A 24,320-nucleotide genomic window follows, 5' to 3' on the forward strand; every position below is an offset into this window, starting at 1 on the left:
GAAATTATTTTTTACCTTTAACGTAATCTGCATCAAAGATAAACAATCTTAATAATAATATAAGCGATGGAACTAGTAAAAGTAAACCTAAAATAAATGCTATGACTAACATAAGCGCCATTTGTTCATTTACGACAGCTTTATCAATATTAATATATGGTTCAAGTATATAAGGTAATTTACTTAAGCCATATCCAAAGAATGCTGTTCCAAATTGTAACAGAATCATCGTAAATGCAAAACCATGCGCCTTTTTAAGATATATCAATACTACAGCAATAATGAAGAATACCATACTTAAAGCAAATAACCACCAATAATTTTCAATCGCATTGGTAAAGTGTCTTTCATTATGTTGTCTTAATGATAAGAAAACAAACTGACAAATAATAATCATTGGAAGTGCCCAAATTAAGAACCATTGTCTTAATAAATGATAAGCTTCAGTATCTTTAGCTTTATTAGCATAGTACGTTAAGAAACCTGATGAGATATAGAGTACTGAGATAATAGCTAAGAACACTACTGCCCAAGCATAAGGACTTAATAATAGTGTCATCCATTCTAAGTGAACACCACTTGATGTTTCTTTAATATATCCACCTTCAGCAATTGTTAAAATTGTCGATAATGATGCCGGAATAAGCAAACCAGTAGCACCATACAAGAACAACCATGATAATTTACTATCTTGTCCGTAGTTTTCAAATGCGTAGAAACTACCACGAATTGTTAATAATATTAGAGCTATACTTCCTGGTATCAATAATGTTGAACCAAAGTAGTAAGCTGAATCTGGGAAGAATCCAACGATTCCTACAAAGAAGAATACGAAGAATACATTTGTAACTTCCCAAACAGGGTTTAAATATCTGGAGATCAATCCATTTATAATATGATCTTGTTTAGTTAATTTCGCATGGAAAGAAAAGAATCCTGCCCCGAAATCAATTGCACCGATAACAATGTAGCCATATAAGAAGAGCCAAAGTACTGTGACACCTATGTGTTGATAATCCATTATACTTCACCCCTTCTTTCTATAACTTTATTTACATCATCTGTTGCTTTACTGTGACTAAACATTCTGATTAATACATAACTTGATGAAATACCGAGTACTAAATAAAGTATAGCAAAAGCAATAAACACTAGACTTAAACCATCAGCGTTTGTAGCAGCTTGTGCCACTTTTAAATAGCCCCTTAAAATCCATGGTTGTCTACCCATTTCTGCTAAGAACCATCCACATTCAATCGCTAGCATTGCTAATGGTCCAGTTAGCACAGTTAAGTATAATAATGGTTTGTTAAATTGCGACCATTTTTTCGTCCATTTTAAAACAACAAACAGTGCTGATACAACAAAACAATAAACTCCAAAGAATACCATTAAGTCAAAGAAGTAATGTATAATGAGTGGTGGTGTTTCATCACTCTTAAAGTCATTTAAACCTTTCACTTCTGTATTAAAGTTATTATCAGATAAGAAACTTAAAGCACCAGGAATTTTAATAGCGCCTTTAACTTCTTGACTCTTCTCATCTACATAACCAAATAATACTAAATCGGCCTTGGATTCACTTTCAAAGTGCCATTCCATAGCTGCTAATTTTTCAGGTTGTTCATCATGTAAAAATTTAGCTGATAAATCCCCTGCAAGCATTGATAATAAACTCGCAACCAAACCAACTATCATTGTTAATTTAAGTGCTTTTTTATGATATTCTCTATCATCGATGAATTTATTTTTAATAAGTCTATAAGCTGCTATACTTGCTAAAATAAATGCGGCAGTCATAAACGCTGTTGCTACAACGTGAAATGAACGTACTCCAAATGAAGCGTTAAACATAGCTGCAACTGGATCAATATTCATCAATTTACCGTTGATAAAATCAAATCCTCCAGGCGTATTCATGAAAGAGTTCACTGATGTAATGAAAAACGCTGAGAATGTCCCACCTATAATAACTGGTAAGTTAATTAAAAAGTGTGTCCATCTTCCTTTAAATCTATCCCAAGTGTACAAATAAATACTTAAGAAAATTGCTTCAAAGAAAAATGCAAATGTTTCCATAAATAATGGAAGGGCAATAACTTGTCCACCTAACTGCATAAATGATGGCCATAATAATGATAATTGTAGCCCGATAATTGTTCCCGTAACTACACCGACTGCTACAGTTATTGTGTAACCTTTTGACCATCGTTTAGCCATTGCAATATACATAGGATTATTTTTCTTAATCCCTATGAATTCTGCGATAGCAAACATTAGCGGTATACCTACACCTATCGTTGCAAATATAATATGAAAACCTAATGTCATTGCAGTTAGTAAACGACTTACAACTACTGCATCCATAATATTCCTCCATTCAACGTATGTGATTTATATCACAATTTAAATTCATTATACAACAAATTATTACTTAATAAAATCTAAAAGTTTTAACAAATCATGACAAATTCATGTCATCATTATGCTAATCCGTTGAATAAGCTAACAAATCATTATAATATGACTATATAAAGTAGAGGTGAATTCAATGAAAAACGTCATAATTTATACACAAGATCAATGCCCACCTTGTCAATTTGTAAAACAGTACTTTGATCAAAATGAAATTGACTATACAGAAAAAAATATTAAAAACTCAAAATACAAATCAGAACTTATCGACTTAGATAGTTTTTCGACTCCAACTGTTTTAATTGATGATAAAGTATTCTACCAAGTAGATATTGAATCATTTAATAAAGCACTAGGTATAACACAATGAAAATAAATTTCCCTACTTCTGATATAGTAACGCTCAAGCACACATTTTACACTGAACTCAAATCTAACTTAAAAATTGTCCATATAACAGATTTGCATATTGGTTATTACTCTGGCTTAGAATCATTACACCAACTTGTGATCAAAATTAATAATATGCAACCTGATATCATATGTTTAACTGGTGATTGCTTTGATGATATCGGCAAAATTAAATTTGACCCTTATCTAGTTATACCTTTATTCATAACCCTTAAATCAAAATATGGCAAATTTTTTGTTCCAGGAAACCATGACTATGGTTCCAATAGTATCAGTACTGTTATAAAAATAATGAAACTTTCAGGGTTTAATGTTTTATTAAATGAAACACAAGTAGTCAAAACCTGTGCTGGCAATCTTTCTATTTACGGCATTGATGATTTATGTTTCGGTCAACCAAATTTTAGTAACTCATTTTATGACAAAGATGATTATATTGATTTTAGAGTTTGCTTAATGCATGAACCTGATAAAGTTCGATTACTCAACCCAAATATAAATCTCGTTTTATCTGGCCACACCCATGGTGGACAAATACGACTTCCTGTATTCGGTGCGTTGCATACACCTGCACTTGGTAAGAAATACAAGCAAGGTCTATATCAAATTAGACATAGACAATATCTTTATGTTAATAAAGGGATTGGTATGACTAGGTTACCGATTAGAGTATTTTGCAATCCTGAAATTGCTATATTTTATTTAAAAGGAAAATAATTTTTATAAAAAAGAGGGATTTCTTAATTATTAAGAAATCCCTCTTTATATATATAATTAAATTCAATTTATGCTAATTCATTAACTAATTCTACAACTTCTTCAGAAGTCGCACAGTTAATAGCTCTATTAGCTAATTCTTGCATTTCTTTTTGGTCTAATTCTTTTATTTGTTTTCTAGCTTTTAAGATACTTGTTGCGCTCATAGAGAACTCATCTAGACCTAATCCAAGTAATAATGGAACAGCTGTGTTATCGCCAGCCATTTCACCACACATACCAGTCCATTTACCTTCTTTATGTGAAGCTTCAATTACTTGCTTAATTAAGCGAAGAATTGCAGGGTTATATGGTTGGTATAAATACGAAACGCGTTCTGACATACGGTCAGCAGCCATAGTATATTGAATTAAATCATTAGTTCCGATACTAAAGAAATCTACTTCTTTAGCAAAGATGTCAGCTAATGCTGCAGTTGCTGGTATTTCTACCATGATACCTACTTCGATATCATCATCAACTTTAACACCTTCAGAAACTAATTTTTCTTTCTCTTCAAGTAAGATTGCTTTAGCATCTCTGAATTCTTGGATAGTTGCAATCATTGGGAACATGATGTTTAACTTTCCATATTCAGATGCACGTAATAATGCTCTTAATTGTGTTCTAAAGATATCTGTTTGATCTAAACATAGGCGAATAGCTCTGTATCCTAAGAATGGATTCATTTCTTTAGGCAAGTTTAAATAAGATAATTCTTTATCTCCACCAATGTCTAAAGTACGTACGACAACACGTTTGCCATCCATTTCTTTTAATACTTTGCTATATGCTTCAAATTGTTCATCTTCTGAAGGCATATTGTCTCTTCCCATGTATAAGAATTCAGTACGATATAAGCCGATACCTTGTGCACCGTTATTTTTAACACCTTCTAAATCATTCGGTGTTCCAATATTAGCAGCAAGTTCAACATGAACACCATCTTTAGAAACTGAATCATCATTTACTAGCTTAGCAAGCTCTTGTTTTTCAGCAAAAAAGTCTTTTTGCTTTTGTTCATAAGCAAGAACTTCATCTTCGCTAGGATCAATGATTACGTCTCCAGTTAATCCGTCAATGATTAAGCTATCACCATGTTTAACACGGTCAGTTATATCTTTTGTACCTACTACTGCAGGTATTTCTAAAGAACGACTCATAATTGCAGAGTGCGAAGTTCTTCCACCAATATTTGTAGCAAAACCTTTAACAAACTCTTTGTTAAGTTGTGCTGTATCAGATGGTGTTAAATCTTCCCCTACAATAATAACGCTTTCATTAATCATACTAGGATTCGGTAATTCTACTCCTAAAATATGAGCTAATATACGTTTAGATACGTCTCGTATATCTGCAGCGCGCTCTTTCATATACTCATTATCCATATTTTCAAAAATACTAATGAAATTATTAGATACTTCTTGTAATGCAGTTGGAGCGTTCACTTTATTATTGCGTATATTTTCTTCAATTGGATTTAATAACTCTGGATCTTCTAACACTAATAAATGTGCATCGAAAATTGCAGCTTTATCAGCACCAAGTTGCTTTTCAGCATTATTACGAATTTGAGTTAGTTCAACTTTTGATTGATTCACAGCAGCTTTAAACTTTTCAACTTCGCCGTCTACATCGCTGATATTTTCACTTGAAAATGATAAATCAGGTTCAACTAGTAAATAAGCTTTACTAATAGCTACACCATCAGATGCAGCTATACCTTTTAATATTTCAGACATTATTTTGTTAAACCTTCTTTAGATAATACGTCTGTAATAGCTTCGATCGCTTCTTTCTCATCACTACCCTCAGCGTAGATAGTAATTTCAGCGTCTTTACCAACACCAAGGCTCATTACACCCATGATTGATTTTAAGTTAACTTTTTTAGCGTTATATTCTAATTGAACATCTGAATCAAATTTAGATGCAGTTTGAACTAACATAGTAGCTGGTCTTGCATGAATACCCGTTTCGTCAATAATTACGTAAGATTTTTGTTCCATTTTATTGTCTCCTTCTAAAGCCATTATTTAATTTGTATAAAATCAAATTTTATCTATACGAATAAAGAATATCAAAAAAATAGATACAATTCAATCAAATTACATAAGTATGCAACATTTTGGTGCATTTATTATTAATCTGACAAGTTTGCATATTCAACTGCAATTTGTGTACCAATTTTTGCATTATGATAAACCAGTTTAATATTCGTTTCTAAAGATTTACCTTCAGATTGTTTAACAATTTCTCCTAATAAGAATGGCGTTGAGTCTTTACCATGAATACCTTGTTCTTCTGCTTTTTTAACTGCATTATCAATGATTCCATTAATAAATGATGGTTCTAATTGATCTTCTTCTGGTACCGGATTTGCTATAACAATGCCTGAATCTAAGCCTAAATCCCATTGAACTTCAGCTAATTTAGCAATTGTTTTTACATCATCAATTCTCGTGTTTAATTTCAATCCACTTTCACGAGTAAAGAATGCTGGTAATTCATCTGTTTGATAACCAACTACAGGTACACCTTTAGTTTCTAAGTACTCTAAAGTTTTATCTAAGTCTAAGATAGATTTAGCACCTGCACAAACTACTGCTACTTTCGTTTTTGATAGTTCATCTAAGTCAGCTGAAATATCCATCGTTTGTTCAGCACCTTTATGAACCCCACCAATACCACCTGTTACGAAGAATTGGATGTCAGCTAATTGTGCACAAATCATAGTTGAAGCAACAGTCGTTGCACCAATTCTCTTAGTTGCAAGTATTTCAGCAATGTCTCTTCTTGATACTTTTGCTACGTCATCAGCACTTGCTAGTAATTCTAATTCTTCATCATTTAAACCGACTTTAATAGTGCCATCTATAATAGCGATTGTTGCTGGTACACCGCCGTTATCTCTTACAATTTGTTCTACCTTTTTAGCCATGTCCACGTTTTGAGGATAAGGCATGCCGTGTGAAATAATTGTAGATTCTAAAGCAATAATTGCTTTACCTTCCTTTTTAGCTTGTTCTACTTCTTCTGAAAATTGAATATAGTTTTCCATTATAATTCCTCCATGTCTTTTATAAGTTGTTTCTCATGTAAATCTTGTCTAACTGTAAATGGTGTTTGAATAGTTTTTGCTGCATTTGCTTTAGCAAGTTTAACAATTTGTTCTATGTCATAGGACTTAAGCCAACCGTAAATCAAAGCTGATGTAAATGCATCTCCTGCCCCAGTTACATCTACTACTTGTTTAACTGGTGTTACACTAAATTCTAAAATACCTTCCTGTCCTTCATAAAAGATTTGTTCTTTACCAGAAGTGACAATGATATTTTTTGCACCTTGTTTGCTAATTTCAGAAATATAAGATTTTAACTGTTCATCAGTTTCTGCTTTTTTACCAACATAAGCTTCTACTTCATCTTTATTCATAATAATCCAATCTACTGCATGTAAATTATGTGGTAAATGGTTCATTTTCGGCCCTGAAACAGCAATGATGATAAGTTTGATACCTTTCTTTTCAGCATAAGCACATAGAAATTCTAATGTTTCTCTCGGACAATTTAAATCAACAATCATACATTTAGCTTTATTAAGCAAATATGTGTTTTTTATCATAAATTCAGGTGTGATTTTATCATATACAGACATATCAGCTAGACCTAAAGTCATGTCGCCATTTTGATCTAACAAAGCTGTATAACTACCTGTTGCTTCACTCGAAATATTTTCAACGTAATCAACATTCATAAATGGAGATGACAAATCAGAAATATGTTGCCATTCTGCATCATTTCCAGCAGTTGTTAACAACAATACGTCTTCACCTATACGTCCTAGATTTTCAGCGACGTTTCTTGCAACACCACCTATTGACGTTTCTGATGTTACAGGATTAGAAGTACCTTGAATTAATTGCTCAGTAATATGGAATTTACGATCAATGTTAGCGCCACCTATACAAACAATTGGATTTTGTTCGTTTAAGACGTAAGCTTTCCCTTGAACATATTCCTTCTTAACTAAGCCAGAAATGATATTTGCAACTGCTGGCCTTGATAAGCCAACTTTCTCTGACAATTCTTGTTGAGAAATAAACGGGTTTTCTTTGATTAAATTTAAAATTAATCTTTCATTCTCGTTCAAAATTTTCACCTCACAAACATTTGTTTGTTTTACAAACTTTAGTTCACAATTAGAATTATAAACCGTTTTCATTCATAATGCAAACGTTAACTTAAATGTAATTTATTTTACAAAAAAAGACTGCCAACTCGTCTTAAAGACTTGTTGACAGTCACAGGATTAATTATGATGGACGTAAAAAATCATTTATGACTTTCTCACATTTTTTAATGTGATCTTCGCCCATTTTTTTCATTAAATAGTAACTTATTGAACCCGCTACTGCTTGTCCTACAAGAGGTACCCATCTAGATTGCTTCGCAGCTTCTCTTTTTACAACCGATTTAAAAAATACTTTAACCATAGCATTCGTTACTTTTTGACCTATGAATTGACTACCTTTCATAGCTGCTGAAGTTAAAACTTTTTGTTTTAAATCATCTTGCATTTTATTGACTTGCTTATGGCTCAATCCGTAAATCTTATTAATATCTTCTATGATATCTCCCATTAATTTTATATCCATACCTACGCCTAAACCAGGTATCGGCACAACATTAGCGGCAGATGACATTAATGATTTTTTTTGAACGAGATCTTGAGCTCTTTTTCTTCGTTCCAATAATTCAGTTTCTGTTGTTGGTAATTCAGAACGTTTTTTTATTTCTTCAATACCTAACGCTTTATTTCCAGCTTTTGAAGTGATTTTGTTTATAATTCCCATTTTAATCATTCTCCTCACAGTTCATTATTAATTTAATGAATAGTAAAATATACCCTTTTTTCGAAGAATTTAACCATTTATCTGTACAAAAACAACTTTCAAGTACTTACTTGGTTTATAATGAGGGTGCGTTTTGAAGTCTTTAGGTAACCCCATCACATCGGAAATTGTATAATCTAGCTCTAATGAATCCAACGTTTGATTTATCATTTTTTTAAATGCTTTTTGCGGAAACGCACTTGAATTTGTACTTAATACTAAAGTACCTGTTTCATTAAGTAATGAAGCAGCACCTTCAATTAGTTCAGGATAGTTTTTTTGTACACTAAAAGTCTTTTTCTTATTACGAGCAAAACTTGGTGGATCAATGACAATAACATCATAGCTTAAACCATGTCTTAAAGCGTATTTAAAGTAATCAAAAACATCCATAATAAATATATGGTTATTATTTAAATCCATGGCGTTTAATCCAAAGTTTCCTTCAGTTAATGTTCTAGCTCGATTTGCCAAATCAACACTTGTTGTACTTTTAGCATTTTCACTTGCTGCAACTGAAAATGCACCAGTGTAACTAAATAAGTTCAGTATATCTTTATCTTCGCTATAATGGTCGCGTATTTTTTTTCGTACTTCTTTTTGATCTAGGAAAATACCAGTCATTGGTCCGTCATCTAAATTCACATTATAAAATAGATGATTCTCTTCAATTACATAAGGAAATTCTGGCGCGTCACCTTCTACGAAATCAGAAGATGTTTCCATTCCTTTAAATCTCCTTTTTTCAAAGATAGATTTATATTCGAAAACTTCTTGAATAGCTGGCAAAATTCTATCTTTCAAACGATAAATACCGACTGAGTACCATTGTAATAACAAATGCCCATCGTAGTTATCAATTGTTAATCCACCAATTCCGTCACCTTCAGCATTAAATAACCTATAAGCATTAATGCCATCTACATTTTCAAAATATTCACGTTCTTGAATTGCTTGTTTAAATAACTTAACGAAAAACTTGTGGTCTATTTTTTCAGTGGAATCTAAAGATAATACCCAACCTATACCTTTGTTTTGCTCACCATAATAAGCAGTAGCGATAAAGTTTTTCCCAGCATCTACTAAAGCTACTGATTCACCTTCATCCATACTTGGCATTTCAAAAATGTCATCTTTGTCGACTAATGGATATCCTCTAAAATATTTATCTTCTTTACCATTTTTAAGCATAATTTGTTTCATTGTTTTTGGCCATCCTTTCGAAATGTCTCACATATTATAACGTAAAATAGCCAAAGACACCAAAAAAACAGAGTATCCCCCTTTAGAATACTCTGTTAACCGAATTTTATTAATCAAAATTTCCCCCAGAAAGTTTTGATCCCCTTGTATGTAAACGCTTACTAAATTTAGTATAAATCATTAGATTATTCCGTGCAATACATTTTTAGAATTAATTCTATAAAAATATTTACTTATTACAACTTCTCTTATATAAATTTCTAATAATGTACCAATTGATAATCTATAAAATACTTTGTCTTCCAAATTGTTAATCCAATAAAAGGTGCTCTACTTGGATTTTTGAAGGAGTTAATCCAATAAAGGTGCGTGTGCTTGGATTATTGAGGTGGTTAATCCAATAAAAGGTGCTCTACTTGGATTATTAAAGGAGTTAATCCAATAAAGATGCTCTACTTGGATTATTGAAGGAGTTAATCCAATAAAAGCTGCTCTACTTGGATTTTTGATGTATTTAATCCAACAAAGGGGTGTCTATTTGGATTATTGATGTAGTTAATCCAATAAAAGGTGGTCTACTTGGATTATTGATGTATTTAATCCAACAAAGGTGTGTCTAGTTGGATTATTGTCGGAGTAAATCCAACAAAGGTGCTCTATTTGGATTATTGTCGGAGTAAATCCAACAACAATATCATCAACTCTTGTTTTTTGACCAATCTCATCCAAAAAAGAGCTAAGGATTTGTATCCCTAGCTCTTTTATATTATTAGGACTTTAAGCCCTTCAAATTAAAATGATTTTTTCAAATGAATGATAAATGCTGGTGTAACAAATAGCATTAATAAAAATGATATCGGTGTAATAAATACGGAAAATTGTGATGTTTGAAGTGCCGATACAAAGAATGTAGTTGCAATTTCAAAGAACAATGCTGATATCACAAATAATTTTCCGAAATTATGTGTATTTTTAACATTAGTTGTATAGTTAAAGTATGCATATAGTATAATTAATAACATCATTATAAATAATGTTACCCATTCAAATACATATTGAATTTGAGATAGACTCCATTCACCTGATAAGAATAAGCCATTTCTATTGTTAAATTCTATAATCGTAAATAAGAAAAGTACGAATGTACAAATCCATTCTATATAACTTTTTTTCAACCATTTTGGTCTTCTCATCCATTTAGGTATATCTTCATCTTCAATTTTTATGATTTCTTTCCATTTTTCATTTCGTTTTCTTCTTTTTTCTTTTACCTCTTCAGAATTAAACTTATCCAAAGTAACTTGCTTCATATCTTCTAATTTGCTGTATAAAGCTTGTGACATAGTAAATATTTTTCTAGTTAATCGATTATTTTTAACTCTTGAATAACGTTCTTCATTTACAGTTTCAATGTCTTCTTCACTAATTGGTAATGATCGTCTCAAATAAAGACTCGTCCATACAGACATCTGACTAAAACACCATAATAAAATAAAGAACAAATTCACACTCATTACATCGAGCGGTTTAACGCTTTTTGTATCAATATTATGATTCATAGCGAATTGTGAAATAAAATAGCACATTCCGTATGAAATGATAATCCATAAATAATGTTTTTTTCGATGTAATGGATTAAGTTCACTTTTATATACAACATAGCCTACATGTATGGCAAATGGGATAATAAATAAAAATGAAGCATAGCTATAAACTTGGAACATTGTCATTAAAATAATAATCATGAATATAATCGTTAAAACTATATAAAATATAGATATATCATAATCATAATTTGTTGTTCTTCTTAATGTACGTGCTATTAACAATACAAAGATGCCGAACAACAAGATAATTATTGCCGAAATGACTGGAAAACCACCTATATAGTGATTTAAAATTCTTACTAACTCATCAAAAAAAGCTACAAAAAAGTCCCAAATATTACGAATATGGATATTAGCAGAGTCTTTAATATTATAATCTTTAATACGTGGTGCATTAAATAATATCAGTAGGCCCGTTATGATAATGAATATACCTATAATCCGGCTAAAATGAACTTCCCAGCTTTTTTTCTTAATAGACATGTTCTTCACCTCATTGAACATTATAATTGTTTCATTTTCAAATGTCTTTAAATAAATCGAAAATCAGCCCCAAGAAGTATAAATAAGTTTAAAAGTCAGTACTACCTGGGTATATAATAATATCATACATTTTAAGGGAGTGTTATTATGAGTAATAACGATAAACATAAAGAAGAAGCAGAAAAAGCTAAGAAAAAAGAACAAGAAAACAAAAAAGATAACGATAAAGGACAAGATGAAACAAAAGACAACATTCAAGACACTTTTGAATAAATATATCTTATCTTAAATTTCAACGCTTGAGAGGCTGGGACATAAATACATGTCTCAGCCTCTTTCATTATAATGGTAGTAGCTGAAATGCACTTATATCAAGCTTTTTTAACCCTAGTAATCTTTGCCGGGGCGGGACTACGAAATCTTTTTAATAAAATGAGATTTCTGTCCTACTCCCTCATTCTTATTATATTTTTGAATAATATGATGTTACAAAATGTTCTTATTGACAAAAGATTTAATAAGACTTATCGTAGTGTTAACAAATCAATAAATGCACTAGGGGCGTTTTAAACTGAGACAGACCTGAAAAAGTCTGAACCCTTTGTACCTGATCTAGATTATACTAGCGTAGGAAAGTGTTCGTGAATCTTATAATATTCATTTTTATAATGATAACAATATTTTTATGCGCTTCTATCTAGATATAGAAGTGCATTTTTTTATATAAAAAAGGAGAATTAGTTATGGCAAAAAGATTAACTTTATCTGATATTTTAGTAACTGTATTAATAGGTGCTGTATTTGCGATTATTTATAAATTTTTATGGTTACCGTATGAAGTTTTAAAACCACTTGGTCTCCATTTAGAGCAATCTATTTATGGTTTTTGGTTTATTGCAGCTATTATCACTTATTTGATTATTCAAAAACCTGGTGTAGCATTATTAGCAGAATTTGCAGCGGGTGCTGGCGAAACAATAGTTATGGGACAATTTGATATTCCTACTTTTGTATATGCCTTACTTCAAGGCTTAGCTTGTGAAATTGTATTTTTAGCTGTTCGATATAAATCGAGAAAGTTATCTGTCGCTATTATAGCTGGAGCTTTGGCTGGTATCATTACTTTACCCGTTGATTGGTTTTATAATTATTTAGGCGATGTTGCAACTTGGAATATTATATTAATGTTCAGCATAAGAATACTGAGCGGAGCTATATTAGGTGGCGCGCTTGGATACGCTATTGTACGAGCACTTGATCGAACTGGTGTTACTAAATTATTCAGACCTTCTTCTAAAAAAGATTACGACTTATTATAGGAGCTATAAAATTGTTATCACTTAAAAATCTTAGACTTAAATATCCAGATGATGAACGTATCATTTTTAAAAATTTAAATATTACTATAAATGATAGAGAGAAAGTTTTATTACTTGGTCCGAGTGGTTCAGGTAAAAGTACCCTATTAAATGTATTAAGTGGCATCATTCCTAGGTCTGTAGATATACCTATGAAAGTTGATGAAAAGCATATTGACCCTTTCCCAGGTGTTATATTTCAAGATCCTGACACACAATTTTGTATGCCTAAAATTAAAGAAGAGTTGGCTTTTGTATTAGAAAATATGAAAGTTGAGCCTAACCGAATGGATTCACTTATATCAAAAGCTATGCAAGAAGTTAACTTAGAGGCAGACCCATCTAAAAAACTTAGCCAACTTAGCGGTGGAATGAAACAGAAATTAGCTATTGCTTCTATTTTATTGCAAAAAACTGATACTTTATTTTTAGATGAACCAACTGCAATGTTAGATACATCTTCTACTTATCAACTTTGGGATTTACTCATGCAACATTGGGAAAATCAAACAGTTGTAATTGTTGAGCATAAAGTTGATTATATATGGAATTATGTAGACAGAGTCATTGTCATGAACGATAAAGGGCAAATTACGCATGATAGTACACCTGACGACATATTAAATAACCATACTGACGTATTAAATGAATATGGTGTTTGGCATCCTAATTCATGGGATTATGCACCTAAATCACTTTCTATTAACCATAAATACGAACCTTTATTAAATATAAGTAATCTAGAAATATTACGTCATCGTAAAAAGTTATTTAAAGTAAACGATTTATCTATAAACAAAGGTGAATTAATAGTGTTAACAGGGGCTAATGGAACTGGAAAGACTACTTTTTTAGAAACCTTAATGCAACTTATTAAATATGAAGGAAATATTTATTACAAAGATAAACGTCTAAAAAAAATAAAAGATGCATCTAAACACATGTATTTTGTATATCAAAATCCAGAATTACAATTTATTGAAATGTCTGTTTATGATGAAATTTCGATTAATTTTTCACATCAAAATAAAGAAACAGCACAAGCAAAAACTGAAGAGATGTTGAAATTATTAAGATTAGAACATGTAAAAGCACAACATCCATTCGAACTTTCAATTGGACAGAAAAAAAGATTAAGCGTGGCTACAGCATTAAGCACGCAATCTGAAATCATATTACTAGATGAACCGACATTTGGTTTAGACAGCCATAACACTTTTGAACTGATTAAGTTATTTAAACAGAGAGTTGCAGATGGGCAAACTATTATCATGATTACACATGAAAATGAAATCATAAATCGTTACGCGACCAGAATATTGAACATTCAAAATCGTGAATTAGCCATAAGTGATGGTGACGTTTATGCTGAATAATTGGAAAAGATATTACACTTTCATCGATAACGTTAATATTTTAACTAAACTATTATTAGGTATTTCACTATTTTTCTTTGCCATTTTCATACATGATTTTGATTTCATGCTTTATTTAACAATTGTGATGTTTATATATTTAATATTTATTAGCGGTGTAAAATGGGCGCCGTTGTTAATTGTTATTGCTATTACTTTATTCTTTGGCTTTACTTCCTCGCTATTTATGATTTTTTACGGTGAAGGAAGTCATACGTTGTTTAAATTTGGTATTATCAATATTACGAGTGAAAGCTTAATGAGAGGCTTACACGTTACAATGCGTACATTGGTTATTTCCTTTTATGGAATGGTTATACCTTTCACATCACAAATTATTTATGTGTTCTATAGCTTCATGCAACATTTAAAATTAAAACCTAAAATAGCTTATGCTTTTATGGCATCTATCAGAATGATTCCTATCATGTTTACATCATTCATCCAATTAAGACAAGCATTAAAAATGCGTTATCAAGTCGTTGATAAAAGTCAGCGTAAAGGACTTAAATGGATAAATCATTTACTTATACCGACATTAAGTCAAAGTATAAGAAAATCTCATAGATTAGCAGTAGCTATGGAAGCTAAAGGATTTACGAATGGTAAACGAACTTATTATTATAAAGTGCCTTTTACAATAAATGATGTGTATTTTATTATAATGTCAATTTTATTAGTTATTTTGGCGTTTTGTTTAGGGAGTTTCTTCCCTATTACAAACATTACTGATATTAGGTAACATTGCGTTATGTTTGACCATATCTTTCCCTAAAAGAACGAAATGTAGCGCAATGAAAAAGACCGATAAAATTTATGCAATCAAATAAATTTTATCGGTCTTTCATTTTATTATATTTGAGCTTTCAATGCTTTATGTCCTATATCTTTTCTATAGAATAAATTGTCGCATTTTATTTTTTCCACTTGAGCATAAGCATTTTTTTGTGCTTCTCTTATATCTTTGCCTGTTCCAATAGAAATCATAACTCTTCCACCGTTATTTTCATATTGTCCTTTTTCGTTCTTTTTCAAGGCGCTAACATAATACTGTTCTATTTGGTCTAAGCCTTCAACTATATGACCTTTTTCGTAATTAGCAGGATACCCTTTTGATGCTAATACAACGCCTACTACACTTTCATCTTTCCATTCAAGCTTGATAGGTTCTTTTTTATATGTTTTTTCTAGCAGTTCAATAAAATCTGAATCTAATTTTGTTAATAATACTTGTGCTTCAGGATCTCCAAATCTCGCATTAAATTCAATAACTTTTGGACCATCTTCTGTTAAAATTGCACCGATATATATTAACCCGAAGTATTGTATACCCTCACTTACAAGTGCTTGAGCTATAGGTTGCGCTACTTTTTGATTTGTTTCTTCGATGATTTCTTTTGAAATATGTGGAACCGGGCAGTAAGCACCCATACCTCCAGTATTAGGACCTTTATCAGCATCAAATGCACGTTTATGATCTTGAGCTATACAATCAAAAGGTACCGCAAATTCTTCATTTACAAATGTCATAACTGAAAATTCTTCGCCTTCAAGAAACTCTTCAAATACAACTTTTTCATCATCTGTTGTATATAAAGTTTCTACAGCTTGTCGAGCTTCTTCTCTAGTCAAAGCTACGATAACACCTTTACCAGCAGCCAGCCCATCCTTTTTCAATACAATTGGTATAGGACATGCTTCAACATATGTTAATGCTTTTTCTTTAGAACAAATTGTTTCATATTCAGCTGTTGGAATATTATATTTGTCCATTATTTTTTTAGCAAATTCTTTTGACCCTTCTAATTGTGCAGCTTCTTTATTAGGTCCAAATACTTTAGCATTTGTTTCACTTAAAACATCAGTTAATCCATCAATCAAAGGTTGTTCTGGGCCGATAATAACCCATTCAATATCATTATTTACCACGAACTCTTTTATCTTTTCATGATTATCTTCTTTAATATTTGAAATGACAGTTGCTACACCACTCATCGCATCATTTCCTGGAATAACAAATACCTCTTCGACTGTATTTGAAAGTTTACATTTTTGAGCTAAAACATGTTCACGACCACCTGAGCCGATTATCAGTACTTTCATTTATGAACCTCCTAATGTTTAAAGTGTCTCACGCCAGTAAATACCATACTTATGCCATATTTATTTGCCATATCAATAGATTCTTGATCTTTTATTGAACCGCCTGGTTGAATAATTGTCTTAATGCCAGCTTTTGCAGCAGTTTCAACTGAATCTCCCATTGGGAAAAAGCCATCCGAAGCTAAAGCTACATTATCATTCATTTCAATTGCTCTATCTATCGCAATTTTAGCTGATCCTACTCTATTCATCTGTCCAGCGCCGACACCGACAGTTTGATGATCATTTGCTAGAACAATCGCATTACTTTTAACTGAACGTACTACTTTCCAAGCAAGTTCTAATGCTTTCCATTGCTCTTCACTTGGTTCAACATCTGTTACTACTTTCATATCTTCTCTTTTAATAATTGCATTATCTTTATCTTGAACTAAGTATCCACCTGAAACAGAAACAAATTCTTGTTCATCTTTTGTTTCAGCCATATCGATTTCTAACAATCTAATATTTTTCTTACCTTTAAGAACTTCCAATGCTTCCTCTTCAAAATGAGGAGCGATAACCACTTCTAAGAAAATAGAATGTAGATTTTCTGCTAAAGCTTTTGTAACAGGTCTATTAAGTGCAACTATTCCACCAAATATTGATTGTGAATCCGCTTCATAAGCATATTCATATGCTTGTTCTATTGTTTCACCTACACCTACCCCACAAGGGTTCATGTGTTTAACAGCTACTGCTGCAGGTTGTTCAAACTTCTTAATCAATGATAATGTTGCGTCTGCATCTTTTATATTATTAAAACTTAATGCTTTTCCATGTAACTGTTTAGCTCCAGCTAAAGTATTAGGCTCTTGAGAAGTCTTAACAAACGTAGCATTTTGTTGTGGATTTTCTCCATATCTTAATTCTTCAGAAGCATCATTAAAGAATTCTACAATCGTATTATCATAATCATTAGTATGTTTGAAAACTTTTATCATTAATGATTTTCTGTAATTCTCATCTAATTCATTGTTCTCTATACGTCGAATCACTTCTTCATAATCATCAGGATTAACAACTGTCGTTACAAATTTGAAGTTTTTAGCAGCAGCTCTCAACATAGTTGGTCCACCAATGTCTATATTCTCAATTGCTTCTTCTTCAGTAACATTTTCTTTTTTAATTGTTTCTTTAAACGGATATAGATTAACAACGACTAAATCGATTAAGTCGATACCTTGTTCCTCTAATGCTGATAAATGTTCAGGAATAGAACGATTTGCAAGTATACCACCATGTACACCAGGGTGAAGTGTTTTTACACGACCATCCATTATTTCAGGAAAGTCTGTTAGTTCTGATACTGAGTACACTTCAACATTCGCTTCTTCTAAAGCTTTTTTAGTGCCACCAGTAGAATAGACTTTGTAGTCATTTTTAATTAAATTACGTGCAAATTCGACAATGTTCGTTTTATCTGAAACACTTAATATTGCATTTTTCATTTTGTAAAGACTCCTTTATTTTATGATTTCTTTAATGACGCGCGGATATAGTTCATATTCTAAGTTCTGTATTCTCAGCTGTAGTGTGTCTCTTGTATCGTCTGGATAAACTGGGCAACTTAGTTGGTCTATAATTTCTCCTGTATCCATACCACTGTCTACGTAATGTACAGTTGCTCCTGTAACTCTTACACCATAATCTAGTGCTTGGCCAACTGCATCTTTACCAGGAAAGCTTGGTAATATTGAAGGATGTATATTTAAAATTTTTCCTTCATATTGACTAAGTAAAGTTGGACCTACAAGTCTCATATAACCAGCTAAAATAATCCAACTCACTCTTTCTTGAGATAATCTTGTAATTAGAGCTTCCTCATATTCCTTTTTATTATCATATGTTCTAGGATCAATGATATATACAGGTAGATTAAACCTTCTTGCTCTTTCAACACAAAATGCATTCGGATTATCTGTAAATAAAGCAGTAACTTCGATATGACTTAAATGGCCATATTCAATATTTTCCATAATTTTTTCAAAATTAGATCCGTTACCTGAAGCAAAAATAGCAGTTTTTATCATAATTGAACCCCCGATAAATTCACGTTACCAGAACCTTTTGTAATTTCTCCAATAACGTAAGCTTCTTCGTTCTGTTCTTTTAATGTATTCAATACTTCATCTTTATCATTTTGATCAACTATTAATACGAAACCAATACCCATATTGAACACGTTATACATTTCAGTTGCATCAATCTCGCCTTGTTCTTGCAACCATTTAAATATTTTAGGAATTTTATAAGTATTCACATCAATATTTGCATCCATATTATCTGGAATAGCTCTTGGTATATTTTCTATAAAACCGCCGCCAGTAATGTGCGACATAGCTTTTACTTTCACTTTATTCAATACAGAAAGTACAGGTTTTACATATAATTTAGTAGGTTCTAAAAACACATCTAAATAACTATGTTGATCATCAAATTGGTCCTCTAGATTAATACCACTTGTTTTGATTAAGTTTCTTACCAAGCTATATCCGTTCGAATGAATACCACTTGAAGTTATACCAATAATGACATCATTTTCAGACACATTACTGCCATCGATATATTCATCTTTTTCAACTGCGCCTACACAGAAACCAGCTATATCATACTCACCTTCATGATACATTTCGCCCATTTCTGCAGTTTCTCCACCGATTAAAGCACAGTTTGTTTCTTTACAAGCAACAGATACACCAGAAACGATATTTTCAATCGTTTCCGGATTTACTTTGTTTGTTGCAATATAGTCAAGGAAATATAATGGCTCTGCCCCAGTTGTTAAAATATCATTTACGCACATAGCGACTGCATCTATACCTATTGTGTCATGTTTATCATTATCGATAGCTAATTTTAATTTTGTTCCTACACCATCAGTACCCGAAACTAAAACTGGTTTCTTCATATTTAATTGGGATAAATCAAACGCTGCTCCGAAACCACCTAGACCACCAAGTACCTCTTTTCTCATCGTACTTTGTACGTGAGATTTCATTCTATTAACTGCTTCATAACCTGCTTCAATATCAACACCGGATGCTTTATATGCTTTCGACATTAAGATTACCCTCTCTATCAAAGTATTGTTTGTGTTCACTTAAATATTCTTTTTGTCGTTTACTTAAGTTTTCGAAATAACGTGTTTCATAGTCATACAAGCCTGCTGGATAATCACCAGTGAAACTTTCAACACATAATCCGTTGTAAGGTACGTCTAAATCTAAACCAATTGAGTCAATCAAACCATCTACGCTTAAATATGCTAAAGAATCTGCTCCTATATAGTCTCGTATTTCTTCTGGTGATTTGTGAGCAGAAATTAATTCTGATGATGTTGAAACATCGATACCGTAGAAACTCGGAAACATAAACTCAGGAGATGCTATGCGTACATGTATTTCATTTGCACCAGCATCTTTTAGCATTCTTACGATTCTTTTACTTGTAGTTCCTCTCACAATTGAATCATCTACGAGCACTATATTCTTACCGTAAACAATATCTTTTACAGCTGATAATTTCACACGCACACCCTGTTCACGAAGTTCCTGTGTCGGCTGAATGAATGTTCTTGCGACATATTGATTTTTAACTAGACCCATTTCATAAGGTAAGTGGCTTTCTTCAGCAAATCCAGTTGCTGCAGATAGAGATGAATTTGGCACCCCTATTACCATGTCTGCACCTTTTACTGGGCTTTCGTCAGCTAAACGTTTTCCTGATTCTTTACGGACTGCATGAACATTTTTACCTGCAATTGTTGAATCTGGTCTTGCAAAATAAATATATTCCATAGCTGAAATCGCTGTTGAGGTTTGTGTAGTGTAAGATTCTACTCTTATTCCATCGTCATTAATCACAACATATTCTCCTGCATGTATATCCCTTACAAATTCAGCGCCTAATACATCGATTGCACATGTTTCACTAGCTATAATATAAGCTCCAGTTTTCATTCGACCTACCGCTAAAGGTCTAATGGCATTTGGATCAACTGCTCCATATAATGCATCTTTAGTTAGTAATGCAAACGTAAATCCGCCTTTAATTATGTTTAAACTTTCTTTTAAACTTCCTTCGAAATCAGTTGCTTTGCTTCGTCTGATTAGGTGCATAATCACTTCTGTATCTGATGAAGAGTGAAAAATCGCACCAACTTTTTCTAGTTTTTTTCTCAAACTTTGTGCATTTACTAAGTTACCGTTATGGCAAACGCCAACACTCATATCGTAAAAATGATATAAAAATGGCTGAATGTTTTCTATTCCTTTATTGCCAGATGTCGCATACCTCACGTGTCCTATTGCATGGTTATAATCTTTGAAAGATTCTAATTGCGCATCAGAAATCGCTTCTGATAATAAACCTAAACCACGTTCACCCTTTAATTCATTGCCATTTGACCCAACAATTCCTGCTCCTTCTTGACCTCTATGTTGTAAACTGTGTAAGCCCATATATGTTAATTGTGCTGACTCTGGATGATTCCATATACCAAACACGCCACATTCCTCATTTAGACTTTTGATTTCATGCATTGGCCAATTGCCCCTTTCAATTGTTCCCTTATATTCTTCACGTCGACAGTTAATTGTGTAGTTTGGTTCGATAGTTTAAATTGCGTATCGTCAGTTAATTTACCAATTTCAATTGCACCATCGATATCTATTGTTTCGCCTTCTTTTGCTACGACAATATATCGACCTTGTGTTTCACTAAACAATTGTGCGTTTGTAAGTTCTAAATTAACTTCAACTCCTAAATTAAAGTGTGCGCTAAGTTTAGCTAAGCCTATTGCGATTCCGCCTTTACCTAATGCTTGTACATGTGACGCTTTCCCATCTACAATTGCTTTTTTAATTGTTTCTCCTCTTTGTACTTCTGTATTCAAATCTATTTCACAATATTCATGATTAACATCTCTATATAGAAGTTTTTCGATTTGACTTCCACCAAAGTTATTTTCAGTGTCGCCTACTAGATAAATGCGTTCTGAAGCTTGAGGTTTAAAATCATTTAAATATTCTACATCTTCAATTAAACCAACCATACCAATAACTGGTGTTGGGAATATTGAAGTACCTTTTGTTTCGTTATACAAGGAAACGTTACCTGAAACTACTGGTGTTTTGAGTATTTCACAAGCTTCTGCCATCCCTTTTGTTGAATCAGCTAATTGTTGATATATTTCTGGTTTTTCTGGTGAACCATAATTTAAACAATCAGTCATTGCTAAAGGCGTTGCACCGACTGAAATCAGGTTACGATACGCTTCTGCAACAACCATTTTTCCACCTTCATAAGGATTGTTGAAAACATATCTAGCTTCGCCATCAATAGTTGAAGCAATTGCTTTTTTAGTACCTTCTACTCTAACGACACCAGCGTGAATACCTGGTTTGCGTATAGTATTTGCCCCAACTTGTTGATCGTATTGTTCATAAGCAAATTCTTTTGAAGCTATAGTTGGATGACTAATTAATTGATTAAATACATCTTTTACATCAATATCTTCATATTTATTATCTTTTGTTTCATAGTTAGGTGTTTTACCTTCTAAAATATACACAGGTGCTTCGTCTGCTAAAGGTTCTACAGGTATATCTGCATAAACTTCATCTTCATAAGATAAAACGAAGCGGTTTGTATCAGTTACTTCTCCAATTACTGCAGAATCTAATTCATGATGTTCAAATAAATCTAAGAATTTTTGTTCTGTTCCTTTTTCAACTACAAGTAACATACGTTCTTGAGTTTCAGACAACATCATTTCATATGGTGAAATGCCCTCTTCTCTTGTTGGAACTTTTTCTAAATGTAGATGAATACCACTACCACCTTTTGCTGCCATTTCAGAAGATGAAGAAGTTAAACCTGCTGCCCCCATATCTTGAATACCTACAAGCTCAGGATATGTAATTGCTTCTAGTGTTGCTTCCATTAATTTTTTACCAACGAATGGGTCGCCTATTTGTACTGAAGGTCTTTTACTTTCAGATGCTTCACTCAATTCCTCAGAAGCAAAAGTTGCACCATGAATGCCATCTCTACCAGTTTTTAAACCTACATATATTACTGGATTGCCTTTACCTTTTGCAGTACCCTTTTGAATTTTATCGTGATCAATAATACCTACACACATTGCGTTAACAAGAGGATTACCATCATATCTTTCATCAAATTCAATTTCACCAGCTACAGTTGGGATTCCTATACAGTTTCCGTAACCACCTATCCCTTTTACAACTCCGCTAAATAATCTACGGTTTGTTTTATTTGATAATTCACCAAATCTTAAACTATTTAATAATGAAATTGGTCTAGCACCGATAGATACGATGTCACGGATAATACCGCCTACACCAGTAGCTGCACCTTGATAAGGTTCAATTGCTGAAGGGTGGTTATGAGATTCAACTTTAAATACTACTGCTTGATTATCACCAATATCTACAACACCTGCACCTTCACCAGGTCCCATTAATACGCGTTCTCCAGTTGTAGGAAACTGTTTAAGAAATGGTTTAGAATGTTTATAAGAACAATGTTCACTCCACATAACTGAGAAAATACCAATTTCAGTGAAATTAGGTTTTCTTCCTAATATGCTTATAACTTTTTGATACTCTTCATCCGTTAATCCCATATCTCTGTATAAATGTTCAGTTTCGATTTCTTTAATACTCGGTTCTAAAAACTTAGACATGTTGTTCCCTCCAACTTTCGATCATAGATTGAAATAACTTAACACCGCTATCTGAGCCAAGTAATGTTTCCATAGCTCTCTCAGGATGTGGCATCATACCACAAACGTTACCTTCTATATTTGTAATCCCTGCTATATCTTTGTATGAACCATTTGGATTATCTTGGTACGTTAAAATAATTTGATTATGTTTTTTCAATTCTTCATACATTTCATCCGTACAATAGTAGTGGCCTTCGCCATGCGCAACTGGATATACAACTGTTTCATTTTCATCATATTGATGCGTAAATTTTGTTTGATTATTAACAATCGTTAATTCTTCATTTCTGCTAACGAATAAATGATCATCATTATGCAAAAGCGCACCTGGCAATAATCCGATTTCAGTTAAAATTTGGAAGCCATTACAAACACCTAATACTGGTTTCCCTTCTTCTGCTAGTCTTTTAACTTCTTTTATAATTGGAGCAACTCTAGCCATAGCTCCTGATCTTAAGTAGTCACCAAATGAAAAACCGCCTGGTATCAGAACACCATCAAAACCTTTTAAAGATGTTTCTCTATAATCAACATACTCCGCTTCAACTCCAGAACGTGTAGCAGCATTGTACATGTCGCGGTCACAATTTGAACCTGGGAAGACTAATACAGCTAATTTCATTATGCGTTCTCCTTATCTTCTAAAATTTTAAAACTATATTCTTCAATTACAGTATTCGCAAATAATTTTTCACTAAGTGTATTAACGATATTATGGATTGTTGCTTCATCTGTTTCTTCAACTGTCATGTATATTACTTTACCTACTCTAATATTATTGACTTGCTCATAACCTAAATCGTGTACAGCTCTATTCAATGCTTGTCCTTGTGTATCTAAAACTTGTCCTTGTAATGTAATGTGCAATTCAATATTTTTCATT

General features: G+C 32.3%; 23 protein-coding genes and 1 riboswitch. Of the genes, 6 read left to right on the forward strand and 17 right to left on the reverse strand.

What is annotated here, in order from left to right; translation table 11 throughout:
* Positions 1-4 precede the first annotated feature (4 nt).
* Positions 5-1,021, reverse strand: a complete 1,017-nt coding sequence (locus ACNMOQ_RS09565; protein WP_016999684.1) for a cytochrome d ubiquinol oxidase subunit II — start codon at positions 1,019-1,021, stop codon at positions 5-7.
* On the reverse strand, positions 1,021-2,367 hold the full coding sequence (locus ACNMOQ_RS09570; protein WP_016999683.1) for a cytochrome ubiquinol oxidase subunit I: 1,347 nt from the start codon (positions 2,365-2,367) through the stop codon (positions 1,021-1,023). The genes ACNMOQ_RS09565 and ACNMOQ_RS09570 overlap by 1 nt, the downstream gene beginning before the upstream one ends.
* Before the next feature lie 184 nt (positions 2,368-2,551).
* On the opposite strand from ACNMOQ_RS09570, the gene ACNMOQ_RS09575 reads away from it, so the two are divergent.
* Together ACNMOQ_RS09575 and ACNMOQ_RS09580 are read left to right on the forward strand one after the other, a co-directional pair.
* The gene (locus ACNMOQ_RS09575) at positions 2,552-2,785 is read left to right on the forward strand and encodes a glutaredoxin family protein (RefSeq protein WP_016999682.1); all 234 of its coding nucleotides are present in this window, start codon (positions 2,552-2,554) and stop codon (positions 2,783-2,785) included.
* Entirely contained in the window at positions 2,782-3,543 is a 762-nt protein-coding gene (locus tag ACNMOQ_RS09580; protein WP_016999681.1) for a metallophosphoesterase, read from the forward strand. Before ACNMOQ_RS09575 ends, ACNMOQ_RS09580 begins: the two co-directional genes overlap by 4 nt.
* Before the next feature lie 68 nt (positions 3,544-3,611).
* Here ACNMOQ_RS09580 and ptsP read toward each other — a convergent pair whose 3' ends face one another.
* From ptsP to auxA, 7 genes are all read right to left on the reverse strand, one after another.
* Positions 3,612-5,324 carry a phosphoenolpyruvate--protein phosphotransferase gene (gene ptsP, locus ACNMOQ_RS09585; RefSeq protein ID WP_016999680.1) on the reverse strand — a complete coding sequence of 571 codons (1,713 nt, stop codon included), beginning with the start codon at positions 5,322-5,324 and terminating at the stop codon, positions 3,612-3,614.
* Complete coding sequence (locus ACNMOQ_RS09590) at positions 5,324-5,590, reverse strand: phosphocarrier protein HPr (RefSeq protein WP_016999679.1); 267 nt, start codon at positions 5,588-5,590, stop codon at positions 5,324-5,326. The genes ptsP and ACNMOQ_RS09590 overlap by 1 nt, the downstream gene beginning before the upstream one ends.
* A gap of 134 nt (positions 5,591-5,724) precedes the next feature.
* Positions 5,725-6,642, reverse strand: coding sequence for a pseudouridine-5'-phosphate glycosidase (locus ACNMOQ_RS09595; RefSeq protein WP_016999678.1), 918 nt, complete (start codon positions 6,640-6,642; stop codon positions 5,725-5,727).
* On the reverse strand, positions 6,642-7,733 hold the full coding sequence (locus ACNMOQ_RS09600) for a carbohydrate kinase (protein WP_064204126.1): 1,092 nt from the start codon (positions 7,731-7,733) through the stop codon (positions 6,642-6,644). The genes ACNMOQ_RS09595 and ACNMOQ_RS09600 overlap by 1 nt, the downstream gene beginning before the upstream one ends.
* 163 nt (positions 7,734-7,896) lie before the next feature.
* Complete coding sequence (locus ACNMOQ_RS09605) at positions 7,897-8,436, reverse strand: DUF697 domain-containing protein (RefSeq protein WP_064211306.1); 540 nt, start codon at positions 8,434-8,436, stop codon at positions 7,897-7,899.
* Between the two features lie 69 nt (positions 8,437-8,505).
* Positions 8,506-9,678 (reverse strand): class I SAM-dependent rRNA methyltransferase, encoded by a 1,173-nt coding sequence (locus ACNMOQ_RS09610; protein ID WP_416349767.1) that lies wholly within the window; start codon positions 9,676-9,678, stop codon positions 8,506-8,508.
* Between the two features lie 791 nt (positions 9,679-10,469).
* Positions 10,470-11,768, reverse strand: coding sequence for a lipoteichoic acid stability factor AuxA (gene auxA, locus ACNMOQ_RS09615; RefSeq protein WP_016999674.1), 1,299 nt, complete (start codon positions 11,766-11,768; stop codon positions 10,470-10,472).
* Between the two features lie 147 nt (positions 11,769-11,915).
* Between auxA and ACNMOQ_RS09620 the strand changes: the two genes are divergently transcribed.
* The 4 genes from ACNMOQ_RS09620 to ACNMOQ_RS09635 all read left to right on the forward strand — a co-directional run bounded on the left by ACNMOQ_RS09620 (position 11,916) and on the right by ACNMOQ_RS09635 (position 15,283).
* A complete protein-coding gene (locus ACNMOQ_RS09620) occupies positions 11,916-12,041 on the forward strand; it encodes a hypothetical protein (protein ID WP_016999673.1) in 126 nt (41 codons plus the stop codon).
* 274 nt (positions 12,042-12,315) lie between these two features.
* A riboswitch (TPP riboswitch) is annotated at positions 12,316-12,419 on the forward strand.
* Between the two features lie 92 nt (positions 12,420-12,511).
* Positions 12,512-13,087 (forward strand): ECF transporter S component, encoded by a 576-nt coding sequence (locus ACNMOQ_RS09625; RefSeq protein ID WP_064205035.1) that lies wholly within the window; start codon positions 12,512-12,514, stop codon positions 13,085-13,087.
* A gap of 11 nt (positions 13,088-13,098) precedes the next feature.
* Positions 13,099-14,502, forward strand: a complete 1,404-nt coding sequence (locus ACNMOQ_RS09630) for an ABC transporter ATP-binding protein (protein WP_194200880.1) — start codon at positions 13,099-13,101, stop codon at positions 14,500-14,502.
* Entirely contained in the window at positions 14,492-15,283 is a 792-nt protein-coding gene (locus ACNMOQ_RS09635) for an energy-coupling factor transporter transmembrane component T family protein (RefSeq protein ID WP_416349768.1), read from the forward strand. The genes ACNMOQ_RS09630 and ACNMOQ_RS09635 overlap by 11 nt, the downstream gene beginning before the upstream one ends.
* 110 nt (positions 15,284-15,393) lie before the next feature.
* Here ACNMOQ_RS09635 and purD read toward each other — a convergent pair whose 3' ends face one another.
* The 8 genes from purD to purS are packed head-to-tail and all read right to left on the reverse strand — an operon-like array spanning position 15,394 to position 24,319.
* The gene (purD, locus tag ACNMOQ_RS09640; protein ID WP_064205033.1) at positions 15,394-16,644 is read right to left on the reverse strand and encodes a phosphoribosylamine--glycine ligase; all 1,251 of its coding nucleotides are present in this window, start codon (positions 16,642-16,644) and stop codon (positions 15,394-15,396) included.
* An 11-nt stretch (positions 16,645-16,655) separates the two neighbouring features.
* Positions 16,656-18,134, reverse strand: coding sequence for a bifunctional phosphoribosylaminoimidazolecarboxamide formyltransferase/IMP cyclohydrolase (gene purH, locus ACNMOQ_RS09645; protein WP_064205032.1), 1,479 nt, complete (start codon positions 18,132-18,134; stop codon positions 16,656-16,658).
* A 15-nt stretch (positions 18,135-18,149) separates the two neighbouring features.
* Positions 18,150-18,716, reverse strand: coding sequence for a phosphoribosylglycinamide formyltransferase (gene purN, locus ACNMOQ_RS09650; protein WP_064205031.1), 567 nt, complete (start codon positions 18,714-18,716; stop codon positions 18,150-18,152).
* Positions 18,713-19,747: a phosphoribosylformylglycinamidine cyclo-ligase gene (gene purM / locus ACNMOQ_RS09655; protein WP_064205030.1), complete on the reverse strand. Its 1,035-nt coding sequence runs from the start codon at positions 19,745-19,747 to the stop codon at positions 18,713-18,715. Before purM ends, purN begins: the two co-directional genes overlap by 4 nt.
* A complete protein-coding gene (gene purF, locus ACNMOQ_RS09660) occupies positions 19,731-21,227 on the reverse strand; it encodes an amidophosphoribosyltransferase (RefSeq protein ID WP_416349769.1) in 1,497 nt (498 codons plus the stop codon). Before purF ends, purM begins: the two co-directional genes overlap by 17 nt.
* Complete coding sequence (gene purL, locus ACNMOQ_RS09665; RefSeq protein ID WP_416349770.1) at positions 21,206-23,395, reverse strand: phosphoribosylformylglycinamidine synthase subunit PurL; 2,190 nt, start codon at positions 23,393-23,395, stop codon at positions 21,206-21,208. The genes purF and purL overlap by 22 nt, the downstream gene beginning before the upstream one ends.
* Positions 23,388-24,059 (reverse strand): phosphoribosylformylglycinamidine synthase subunit PurQ, encoded by a 672-nt coding sequence (gene purQ, locus ACNMOQ_RS09670; RefSeq protein WP_016999663.1) that lies wholly within the window; start codon positions 24,057-24,059, stop codon positions 23,388-23,390. Before purQ ends, purL begins: the two co-directional genes overlap by 8 nt.
* On the reverse strand, positions 24,059-24,319 hold the full coding sequence (purS, locus tag ACNMOQ_RS09675) for a phosphoribosylformylglycinamidine synthase subunit PurS (RefSeq protein ID WP_064205026.1): 261 nt from the start codon (positions 24,317-24,319) through the stop codon (positions 24,059-24,061). The genes purQ and purS overlap by 1 nt, the downstream gene beginning before the upstream one ends.
* Position 24,320 lies beyond the last annotated feature (1 nt).

Source organism: Mammaliicoccus lentus, from assembly GCF_947036595.1.
In the GTDB taxonomy this organism is placed as follows: Bacteria; Bacillota; Bacilli; order Staphylococcales; family Staphylococcaceae; genus Mammaliicoccus; species Mammaliicoccus lentus.

Coding starts and splice junctions, on each gene's coding strand:
- ptsP (WP_016999680.1), bottom strand. CDS start 5,324: ATGTCTGAAATATTAAAAGGTATAGCTGCATCTGATGGTGTAGCTATT.
- ACNMOQ_RS09625 (WP_064205035.1), top strand. CDS start 12,512: ATGGCAAAAAGATTAACTTTATCTGATATTTTAGTAACTGTATTAATA.
- ACNMOQ_RS09620 (WP_016999673.1), top strand. CDS start 11,916: ATGAGTAATAACGATAAACATAAAGAAGAAGCAGAAAAAGCTAAGAAA.
- auxA (WP_016999674.1), bottom strand. CDS start 11,768: ATGTCTATTAAGAAAAAAAGCTGGGAAGTTCATTTTAGCCGGATTATA.
- ACNMOQ_RS09590 (WP_016999679.1), bottom strand. CDS start 5,590: ATGGAACAAAAATCTTACGTAATTATTGACGAAACGGGTATTCATGCA.
- ACNMOQ_RS09575 (WP_016999682.1), top strand. CDS start 2,552: ATGAAAAACGTCATAATTTATACACAAGATCAATGCCCACCTTGTCAA.
- ACNMOQ_RS09635 (WP_416349768.1), top strand. CDS start 14,492: ATGCTGAATAATTGGAAAAGATATTACACTTTCATCGATAACGTTAAT.
- purD (WP_064205033.1), bottom strand. CDS start 16,644: ATGAAAGTACTGATAATCGGCTCAGGTGGTCGTGAACATGTTTTAGCT.
- ACNMOQ_RS09570 (WP_016999683.1), bottom strand. CDS start 2,367: ATGGATGCAGTAGTTGTAAGTCGTTTACTAACTGCAATGACATTAGGT.
- ACNMOQ_RS09605 (WP_064211306.1), bottom strand. CDS start 8,436: ATGGGAATTATAAACAAAATCACTTCAAAAGCTGGAAATAAAGCGTTA.
- purH (WP_064205032.1), bottom strand. CDS start 18,134: ATGAAAAATGCAATATTAAGTGTTTCAGATAAAACGAACATTGTCGAA.
- purS (WP_064205026.1), bottom strand. CDS start 24,319: ATGAAAAATATTGAATTGCACATTACATTACAAGGACAAGTTTTAGAT.
- ACNMOQ_RS09595 (WP_016999678.1), bottom strand. CDS start 6,642: ATGGAAAACTATATTCAATTTTCAGAAGAAGTAGAACAAGCTAAAAAG.
- purN (WP_064205031.1), bottom strand. CDS start 18,716: ATGATAAAAACTGCTATTTTTGCTTCAGGTAACGGATCTAATTTTGAA.
- purF (WP_416349769.1), bottom strand. CDS start 21,227: ATGCATGAAATCAAAAGTCTAAATGAGGAATGTGGCGTGTTTGGTATA.
- purQ (WP_016999663.1), bottom strand. CDS start 24,059: ATGAAATTAGCTGTATTAGTCTTCCCAGGTTCAAATTGTGACCGCGAC.
- ACNMOQ_RS09610 (WP_416349767.1), bottom strand. CDS start 9,678: ATGAAACAAATTATGCTTAAAAATGGTAAAGAAGATAAATATTTTAGA.
- ACNMOQ_RS09580 (WP_016999681.1), top strand. CDS start 2,782: ATGAAAATAAATTTCCCTACTTCTGATATAGTAACGCTCAAGCACACA.
- purM (WP_064205030.1), bottom strand. CDS start 19,747: ATGTCGAAAGCATATAAAGCATCCGGTGTTGATATTGAAGCAGGTTAT.
- ACNMOQ_RS09565 (WP_016999684.1), bottom strand. CDS start 1,021: ATGGATTATCAACACATAGGTGTCACAGTACTTTGGCTCTTCTTATAT.
- purL (WP_416349770.1), bottom strand. CDS start 23,395: ATGTCTAAGTTTTTAGAACCGAGTATTAAAGAAATCGAAACTGAACAT.